Genomic DNA, 8,916 nt, shown 5'->3' with positions numbered 1-8,916 from the left:
CCGATGCCCGGCCCCGCATCAACGCCTCCCCGAATTGCCTCAAATCAATGATGGCAAATTTGGTTCCGGGTGACTAGTGACCCGCGCCACCATCTGCGCCAGCTCGAGGATCGAGATGTCGGCGCCGCATCCCACGTTGATATGGCTCAGCATCGGCTCGGTATTGGCCTCGTAGGTGTCACGGTCGAGGTCCAGCACGAAGAGTGAGGCCTCGGCCATGTCGTCCACGTGCAGGAACTCGCGCCGCGGCGTGCCGGTGCCCCAGATGGTCACGCTCTTCTGGCCGGCCTCGCGCGCCTCGTGAAAGCGGCGGATCAGGGCAGGGAGGACGTGGCTGTTCTCGGGATGGAAGTTGTCGCCCGGCCCGTAGAGGTTCGTCGGCATGACCGAGCGGTAATCGGTGCCGTATTGTCGGTTGTAGCTCTCGCAGAGCTTGATCCCGGCGATCTTGGCAATGGCATAGGGCTCGTTCGTGGGCTCGAGCGTGCCTGTGAGGAGCGCATCCTCCCGCATCGGCTGCGGCACGGCCTTGGGGTAAATGCAGGAGGAGCCCAGCTGCAGAAGCCGCGTCACCCCGGCGGCATAGGCTTCGTGGATGACATTCGCCTCGATCATCAGGTTCTCGTAGATGAACTCGGCGGGGTAGGTGTTGTTGGCGAGGATCCCGCCCACCTTGGCGGCGGCGAGGATCACCACGTCGGGGCGCTCGGCCTGCATAAAGGCCCTGACCTGCGCCTGGTCGGTCAGGTCGAGTTCCGCATGCGTGCGGGTGATGAGCGCCAGCTTCTCGCCCGCCGCCTGCCGCGCTTCCAGCCGGCGCAGGATCGCCCCGCCCACCATGCCGCGATGGCCTGCCACGTAGGTCTTCATGGGGCTCACCCGTTTTCCAGGGAGACGGGGATGTCGTGACCGTGCGCCTTCAGGAGCGCGTGGCGTTGCGCCACCTTGAGGTCCTCTGCGATCATCTCGGCGCACATCGCCTGCGTGGTGATCTCGGGCTCCCAGCCGAGCCGCACCTTGGCCTTGGCGGGATCGCCCAGCAGCGTCTCGACCTCGGCGGGCCGGAAATAGCGCGGGTCGATCCGCATGATCACATCACCGGGTTTCACCGCCGGCGCCTTGTCGCCCTCGACCCCAGCCACGGTCGCGGTCTCGGACACTCCTTCGCCCGTGAATTCGAGCGAGATGCCGAGCTCGCGCGCCGACCAGGTGATGAACTCGCGCACGGAATATTGCTGGCCCGTGGCGATCACGAAATCCTCGGGTGCCTCCTGCTGCAGCATCATCCACTGCATGCGCACGTAATCCTTGGCATGCCCCCAGTCGCGCAGCGCGTCGATATTGCCCATGTAGAGGCACTCCTCGAGCCCTTGGGCTATATTGGCGAGGCCCCGGGTGATCTTGCGCGTCACGAAGGTCTCGCCGCGCCGCGGGCTCTCGTGATTGAACAGGATGCCGTTGCAGGCATAAATCCCGTAGGCCTCGCGGTAGTTCACCGTGATCCAATAGGAATAGAGCTTGGCCACCGCGTAGGGCGAGCGCGGATAGAACGGTGTCGTCTCCTTCTGCGGGGTCTCCTGGACGAGACCATAGAGCTCGGAGGTTGACGCCTGGTAAAAGCGTGTCGTCTTCTCAAGCCCGTGGAGGCGGATCGCTTCGAGGAGCCGCAGCGTGCCCATCGCGTCGACATCTGCGGTGTATTCCGGGCTCTCGAAGCTCACCGCGACATGGCTCTGGGCGCCGAGGTTATAGACTTCGTCAGGCTGGGTCTCCTGGATGATCCGGGTGAGGTTCGAGGTGTCGGTCAGGTCGCCGTAATGCAGGTGGAACTGCGGGTTGGCCTCGTGCGGGTCCTGGTAGATGTGGTCGACGCGTTGGGTGTTGAAGAGCGAGGCACGGCGCTTGATGCCATGCACCTGGTAGCCCTTCTCCAGGAGAAATTCGGCGAGATATGAGCCGTCCTGGCCCGTTACGCCGGTGATCAATGCGCGTTTGCTCATGTGCTGTAACTCGTTTCAAAAGAATTGCTGAACCTTGGAGAGGTTCTTCATGGCGAGCGTGCCGAGCCCTCCAACGTTGTTGCGCCGGATCGCGCGGTAATCCTCGCGGCTTTTCTGCAGGATCTTCGCGAGCGAGCGGTTGCTCTCGCCGCCGATCCGCATTTTCACCAGGACCTCGGGAATATAGGCGAGACGGATGTCGCCTTTCGCGAGATAGCGCAGCATGGCGTCGTAGTCGGCCGCGATGCGGAAAGAAGTGTCGTAGAGCCCGTGGCGCTCGAAGACCTCGCGGCGGAGATAGAGGGTCGGGTGCGGCGGCATCCAGCCCTTCGCGAGCTTCTCGGGGATGTAGGCGCCGGAGCGCCAGCGCCGGATGATCCGCGAGGTGTCCTTGGCCGAGACGTAATCGAGATCGCCGTAGACCCCGTCGACGTTCCCGTCGTCGAGCGCATGCGCAACCCGTGCCAGGACCTGATCGTTCGGGAAAAAATCGTCCGAATGCATGAGCCCGATCACGTCGCCTGTCGCGCGGGAGATGCCGCGGTTGATCGCATCGTAGATGCCGCCATCGTGCTCGGAGACAAAGGAGATGCGCGGGTCCTGTCGTGCGGCGATCGCGCAGATTGTGCCGTCCGTTGAGCCGCCATCCTGGATCACGTGCTCGATCTCGGCGTAGTTCTGCGCGGCCACGCTGTCGAGGGTCTCGCTGATGGTGTCAAGGCGGTTGTAGACGGCGGTGACGATGGAGAGTTTCACGGAAAGGTCTCGGGAGGGGTCAATGGTATCTGCGCGGTCCCATCTCGGTATCATAGCCGCGCGGGACATGAAATGGCGGCAGGGCGCTGACGCATGGGAAGGGGTCGGAGCGGGACCGGCAGAGGGATCCGTTGCTGGCAAAAAGGGCAGGGGCCTCGTCCGCACAATCTTTCACTCCTCCCTGCACGCCGGATAAGAAGCGTTATCGCGGGTTTGACGGGGCAGGGGGGCTAGCCCCGGCACCGCTGGAATTCGATCACGTTTCTGACGTCCATGACGCCGAAATTCGCGTCACTCGCTTCACGCAGTTTTGTCCTCTTCGCAGACATCGGCCCACTCGGCGGCCGCAGATCACTGTTGCAGGCGCCCAATGGCAGGCGGACCATAGTCAGGCACCTCGGCAAACCGATTCCATGGAGACCCTGAGAATGAGTTCCGACCCGAGCCAAGAGCCGCAAAATGACGACGTCTATCGCTACATCCGCAGTGAGATTCAGTTCGAACTCTCGCTGATCAATGCGCGCGTGAACTGGCTGATAGCAAGCCAGGCCTTCCTTTTTACACCGCTGATCGTTGGCCTGCGGGGAAATTCACTGGAAGATGCGCTCTTTTATCCCGTCATTCCTCTGCTGGGGATTGTCCTCTGCGCGCTCGTTACCGTTGCTATCCTCGCCGCCGTCTGGCGAAGCGCGCAATGGCGGGCAAAGGCAAGGAAAGGTGACTATTCGGGGCTTGATGCCCATGACGTATTCTCCATCGTTCTGCCGCACACACCTCAAATTCCTTTCATGGGCCTCATAGGAAGCCTTGGCGTGCCGCTCGTACTGGCGGCGACGTGGTTGTATCTTCTGGTATGGCCGCCCGCGATTGCCTAGCGCGGCTGGAACACTGTGGCTCGCCTGCGCTTTGGGCCTGGGGGAATGAGGCAGGTCCCGCCTGACGGTCTGAAATGCCTGCTGCAGATTTTTTCTTGTGTATGATTACTCTAGCTGCATCGGTACCATGAGCGGGGATTCTGACTTGAAAAGCTTTTCAATAATCGCTGCCTTTATTGGTCTTACAACGATGGCAACGGCCCAGACAGCGCCGTCGGCATCCGAAGTCGCCGCTTATGACGGCCTCTTCCGGGCCGCCCACGACGGAGATGTCGCCGCCATTCATCAGCACATTGTCGAGGGCGCGGATGTGAACGCCCGAGATCCAAAGGGCCGCACGCCCGCCCATGTCGCGGCATTTGCGTCGGAAGACGCAGCTTTGCGGGCATTGGCCGAGGCGGGTGCGGATATGAATGCGCTCGAAGGACGCGCTTATGACGTTGTGACAATTGCCGCTGTTGCTGATGATCCCGAATTGATGTCCTTAGCCATCGAGCTCGGCAATGATCCGGGCCTGACGACCAGCCCCTACGACGGAACGGCTCTGATTGCGGCGGCGCATTTGGGTCACGTCGAGGTGGTGCGCCGCCTGATAGCGGCCGGCGCGCCGCTCGATCACATCAACAACCTGCACTGGACGGCTGTAATGGAGGCTGTGGTTCTTGGCGATGGCGGACCAGACCACCGCGCCGTGTTGGACGCTCTACTCGATGCCGGGGCAGATCGGACATTGGCGGATCGTGATGGGCTCACACCCCTCCAGCATGCCAGGATTCGTGGCTATTCGGCGATGGTTGAGCGCCTTGAAACGTTCAAATGACGCCTGTCCGTCGTTAAGAATTTTCGGACACCAAGGGTTTTTGCAGCCACGAGAGCGATCTGATCACCTCCCCGGAGAAGGGCGGCCAGCGCATTCAGCGAACATTGATGTGCCTCAAGCGCGAACCGATCTCAGCGTGCAACACTTGCAGACGCAACTGTGAAGAGGGAGCGCTATCATGGATATGATGAAGGTTCACCAACACGCACGTGCCCTGTATGACGCACACGGTGACAAAGCGCAGGCTGAAGCCGCCAGGAATGCCAAGAAGTACGAAGACGCGGGAGACGAGGCAGAAGCGGAAATCTGGCGTGCCATTCAAAGAGCGATAAGCGAGATGCGCGGCCCAAATCAAAGTTGATGCACGACGCAGGTTCGTTCGCACTGGGTGACGAACCACTTTCTGGTGCTGTGAAACACCAACCCCGGACGGTCAAGGTTGGTATCGCGCAACATTACCGACACCCCCGAGGGTGCAACGATGACCATCGGCGGTCACACGATCTTGGTGCTGGGTGGCATTGCGGATGTGTTTGGGACCGACGCCTCCAGCATGGGCTAATCAAAAACCTGAGAAGACCATGTCGAGGGCACCCCGGATCTCATAATCGGCACCGGAAAGATCAGCAATTGGCCGTCCCTTGAGCAGCGCGGAGGGGATCGCCGCCATCTCTGCGGTGTGCAGGGCATGGTCCTCACCCTGTATCTCGAACACCGGCTCGAGGCGCCCGATCACCCTTGGCCCGTCTGAAACCGGGACGAGAGGTGCAACGACGCGGGACCCGGTGTCGATCAGATCCGTCTGGAGGTCGAGCACCAGTCGTCCGCCAGCTACCCTGTAGACTTGGAACTGTGCCATCAGCCGAGTTTCAGGACCTGCAGGTCTGCCAGCGGCGTCCCGTTGGCCTCAATCCAGGCACGGCGCTCAGAAAGCGCTGCCGCATTCTCCTTGGCCCAGACCTCGGCTCGCGCCGCCCGAACTGCTTCTCCGACGGCCGCGTCGCTGATCGCCGACACGTTAAGACCCAACTCCCGCGCAGCGGTGAGATTTTCAGCGGTCAGGGTAATGTTCGTGCGCCGCTTCTCCGATGTGGTCTGCATGGCATTCTCCTATCCACCACTATAAATACACACAGACGGTGTGCAAGGCAATGGTACCGGGCGAGTGGATGCGCCGCCGAATGATCACTGTTTCGCGTCACAGCTTTTAGAAGTGACTGTGACTGTCCGGAGGATGGGCCGAGAGACGGCTCTCTCGCGGTGTGACGTTATCGAGCTTTGGTGATCCGAGAAGCTTCATTCGCGAGTGTTTGTGGCAGAAGCGTTATTGCGGGTTTGATGGGGCACCAGTGGGCGGACCACCTGCAGGGGGCTATTCCACGATGGAGATATGCTTTTGTGTGCGCATACCGAACCTGGCCGGTTTGGACCGAAGGGTTCACACAAAGAAAAGTGGCTGCCGAAGCAGCCACTCTCTTGAGCCTATAAGGGCCTGCTTTGCTTGTGGGCGGCACCCGAGCGCGTTCTCTCATTCGCGGGTCACACCCCAGAGGTTTGTGAAGATCGGGAACTCTTCCATTCCCTTCAAATCACTGCGCCATGCGGCCGGGTCGACGAATTGCCCCATGATCACGACACTTACGATCTCGAATGCGCGTTCTTGGATTGCTTCTGCAACACTCAGACGCTCCTCTTCAGTCTGCGCGTCCACAAATGCAGAGCGAAGCTCTTGAATTTGTTCGTCGCAATGCCATCCGTACCAAGCATCTTCGCAAGCGCCGGTCACGTAGACGTTTGTGATCGGGCTCATCATTGCATCGCCTGTCCAACCGGTCTGGAAGATGTTCCAGCCACCTTCGGAAACAGGCCCCTTGTTGGCCCGGCGCTGCGCCACGGTTGCCCAGTCAGTGACGACCTCGTCAACAACAAAGCCCGCATTTTGCAGGGACTGAACGGTGATCGTACCACCGATACGCTGGTCGTTGATGTCCATGGCATGAAGAATGGTGACCGGGGTGCCATCATAGCCGGCTTCTTCGAGCAGGGCTTTGGCAGCCTCCGGATCTTTTGCCATGACGCGCTCGGAGTTGACATCACTTTCCAGCGGCGTGCCGCACATGAAGAGAGCAGGGCATTCCTGATAGAACTGCGTTTGATCGCCGTACATACCGATCAGGTAGTCGCTTTGCCCCAGCGCCAGCTGCACGGCCTGACGAATGCGAACATCGTCGAATGGTGGTTGCAAGTGGTTCATGACGATTTGAACGCTCTTGCCGAGCGGGTTCTTGACTGCCACCTCTACTTCGGGGTTGCCCTGCAAGATCTGAACAGTGTCCGGCGACAAGAGCGGGATATAGTCAATCTCACCTGTCATGAGGGCATTTGCGGCGGTCAGTTCGTCCGCGAAGAACAGGCGCTCGATACGGTCGAAATGGGCGATCTTTTCGCCTGCCAGACCCGAGCGCGGTTCGGAGCGCGGCTGGTAGCCGTCAAAAGGGGTATAGACTGCTTGCACGCCCGGTTGCCACTCGTCGAGCTGGAACACGTACGGGCCAGAACCGATGGGCGACGTGATCTGCTCGTCGGACGGTGTTTGGGCGATCTCTTCGGGCATGATGAAGGGAACGTTCGAGCTGACTTTGCCGAGTGCCGGGATCAACATGGCCAGCGGATCGGAGAGGGTCATCGTAAAGGACAGATCGTCGACGGCATCCATCGACTGAAGACGCGCCGCGATAATCTGGCCGGACGAATCCTTCTCCATCCAGCGCGACAGCGATGCGATGACATCGCCGGTATCGACGGTGGAACCGTCGTGGAAGAGCAGCCCTTCACGCAGGGTGAATGTATAGGTCTTCCCGTCTTCGCTGACCGACCAGGTGTCGATCATCATCGGCTGCGGGTTGTAATCCGCGTCGGGCGCGAAGAGCGTTTCATAGACGAGGAAACCGTGATCGCGCACCGCGAAGTTTGACGTCCAGATCGGATCCAGAAGATCAAGCTTGCCGGCCCCGCGGAATTTGAGCACCTCTTCCGCCATCACACCTGTTGCGGAAACAGACGCAAGTGCCAGCGCGCAAACGCATCCGCGCAATAGACTTCTAAGATTTTTCATAATTTCCTCCCTTGGGGTTTCAGGCTTCCTTCCGGTGCGCCCCCGATCGCCTCCGGCACTATTCCTCCGCTGACGGCCGGCAATCGCAGTCGGTGCGGATTCGCCATCACATGCCAACATCATATGACGTCCGAAATCACAATGTAAATCATTTTGTTTCTTTTTAACATCAAATAAGGCGACTCAATGCATCATTTGATGTTTTTTGCGAACATGATCCGCGTCAGCTCCAGTCGAGGCAGCTTAGATTCTCGGGAAAAATCAGATATGGCGCATAGATCTTGTCAGATACCTCTTTTCCGTGAGCCACGACATCAATCACGGAATGGAGCGCGTCCCTGATGACGGATTTTGCGTTTGTGGCGATCAGGCAGTCGACATCGCCTTGGCGGAGCAATCTTTCCGACCAGGGCAGAAGTTCGTACCCCAGAAGGAAGGGGCGGGTTCCGCCGGTGGCCTGATGTAGCTTTAGGCGGCTGGCGAGGCCATGGAGCCCACCACCCGTTGTGAAAATTGCACCCGGAATGTCAGTAGGGCGATCCATTGCGCCGTCCAGAAGCGCCCCGGCTTCTTCGTCCGTCGCGGATTTGTTGAAGATCTCACGCAGTTCGATCTCCGGAAAGTGCTCGCGCAGAAAGGAGCGGAAGCCGATTTCGCGATCATCTTCCGTTCGGGACCGGCGGCCAATATGCATGAGAATTGACCCGCGTTCGTCGCGGAGCATTTCTCCCAGCAGGCGTCCCGCCAAACGTCCTGCCGCCTTTTGATCCATGCCGACATAGCAGGTTCGGCGGGCCTCCGGAAAATCGGTTGTTGCGCCGACGACGGGCTTGCCCTCGGCGGCAAGGCGATCAATCGCTGCATTTACGCCGAAGGAAGAGCGCCCAATGAGGACCACGCCCTCAACGCCCGCTGCGACCTCAAGCAAGCGGTCGCCCAAGTCCGTAGGGTCTTCAAATGAGTGGGTGTGTATGCTGGGGGAGGGTGATAGGCCGATTTCCTTCGCCACTTCCTCGACGAGGGCGGAAATATCCGCGCTAAAAAACTTTGACGAGTTGACGAGGAAAGCGATGCGGGTAGATGCAGCCCTCATCGCGGGCCTTGAGTTGCCGCTTTCCCCGCCCAGGAGGGTTTCGACAGCCTGTTCGACCTTCAGCCGTGTCTTCTCGCGAACGCCCGGCCTGTGATTGAGGACGCGATCGACCGTCGCAGTGCTCACATCGGCCAGTTTGGCGATCTCGGGAATCGGGGGAAGCTTTCTGGCCATGGCACATCACCATTTTGATTTTTCGACAAGACCTCTAACAAAGAGCACAAATGAGGGAAATTGCAATCATTTTTATAGATTAA

At 59.8% G+C, this 8,916-nt stretch carries 10 protein-coding genes; 3 read left to right on the top strand and 7 right to left on the bottom strand.

Translation table 11 applies throughout. The features are described from left to right. Positions 1 to 39: 39 nt before the first annotated feature. From RXV88_RS19305 to RXV88_RS19295, 3 genes are read right to left on the bottom strand one after another with little or no spacing between them, the layout of a single operon-like run. Positions 40 to 870: a GDP-L-fucose synthase gene (locus tag RXV88_RS19305; RefSeq protein ID WP_316295134.1), complete on the bottom strand. Its 831-nt coding sequence runs from the start codon at positions 868 to 870 to the stop codon at positions 40 to 42. Between the two features lie 5 nt (positions 871 to 875). Then, positions 876 to 2,000 (bottom strand): GDP-mannose 4,6-dehydratase, encoded by a 1,125-nt coding sequence (gene gmd, locus RXV88_RS19300; RefSeq protein WP_316295133.1) that lies wholly within the window; start codon positions 1,998 to 2,000, stop codon positions 876 to 878. A gap of 15 nt (positions 2,001 to 2,015) precedes the next feature. Continuing rightward, on the bottom strand, positions 2,016 to 2,756 hold the full coding sequence (locus RXV88_RS19295) for a glycosyltransferase family 2 protein (RefSeq protein WP_316295132.1): 741 nt from the start codon (positions 2,754 to 2,756) through the stop codon (positions 2,016 to 2,018). 428 nt (positions 2,757 to 3,184) lie between these two features. Here RXV88_RS19295 and RXV88_RS19290 point away from each other — a divergent pair, with 428 nt between their 5' ends. The 3 genes from RXV88_RS19290 (at position 3,185) to RXV88_RS19280 (ending at position 4,812) form a co-directional block, all read left to right on the top strand. Next, positions 3,185 to 3,631 carry a hypothetical protein gene (locus tag RXV88_RS19290; protein ID WP_316295131.1) on the top strand — a complete coding sequence of 149 codons (447 nt, stop codon included), beginning with the start codon at positions 3,185 to 3,187 and terminating at the stop codon, positions 3,629 to 3,631. Between the two features lie 145 nt (positions 3,632 to 3,776). Further along, a complete protein-coding gene (locus RXV88_RS19285) occupies positions 3,777 to 4,451 on the top strand; it encodes an ankyrin repeat domain-containing protein (protein WP_316295130.1) in 675 nt (224 codons plus the stop codon). Positions 4,452 to 4,629: 178 nt separating this feature from the next. Next, entirely contained in the window at positions 4,630 to 4,812 is a 183-nt protein-coding gene (locus RXV88_RS19280) for a hypothetical protein (protein ID WP_316295129.1), read from the top strand. Between the two features lie 201 nt (positions 4,813 to 5,013). Here RXV88_RS19280 and RXV88_RS19275 read toward each other — a convergent pair whose 3' ends face one another. From RXV88_RS19275 to RXV88_RS19260, 4 genes are all read right to left on the bottom strand, one after another. Further along, positions 5,014 to 5,310 (bottom strand): CcdB family protein, encoded by a 297-nt coding sequence (locus RXV88_RS19275; RefSeq protein ID WP_316295128.1) that lies wholly within the window; start codon positions 5,308 to 5,310, stop codon positions 5,014 to 5,016. Next, a complete protein-coding gene (locus tag RXV88_RS19270) occupies positions 5,310 to 5,552 on the bottom strand; it encodes a type II toxin-antitoxin system CcdA family antitoxin (RefSeq protein ID WP_316295127.1) in 243 nt (80 codons plus the stop codon). Before RXV88_RS19270 ends, RXV88_RS19275 begins: the two co-directional genes overlap by 1 nt. Positions 5,553 to 5,979: 427 nt before the next feature. After that, positions 5,980 to 7,566 carry an ABC transporter substrate-binding protein gene (locus RXV88_RS19265; protein ID WP_316295126.1) on the bottom strand — a complete coding sequence of 529 codons (1,587 nt, stop codon included), beginning with the start codon at positions 7,564 to 7,566 and terminating at the stop codon, positions 5,980 to 5,982. 223 nt (positions 7,567 to 7,789) lie between these two features. Beyond that, positions 7,790 to 8,833, bottom strand: coding sequence for a LacI family DNA-binding transcriptional regulator (locus RXV88_RS19260; RefSeq protein ID WP_316295125.1), 1,044 nt, complete (start codon positions 8,831 to 8,833; stop codon positions 7,790 to 7,792). Between the last annotated feature and the right edge of the window lie 83 nt (positions 8,834 to 8,916).

The organism is Aestuariicoccus sp. MJ-SS9 (assembly GCF_032586235.1).
GTDB lineage: Bacteria > Pseudomonadota > Alphaproteobacteria > Rhodobacterales > Rhodobacteraceae > Aestuariicoccus.
This window is presented reverse-complemented; position numbering and strand designations above follow the sequence as displayed.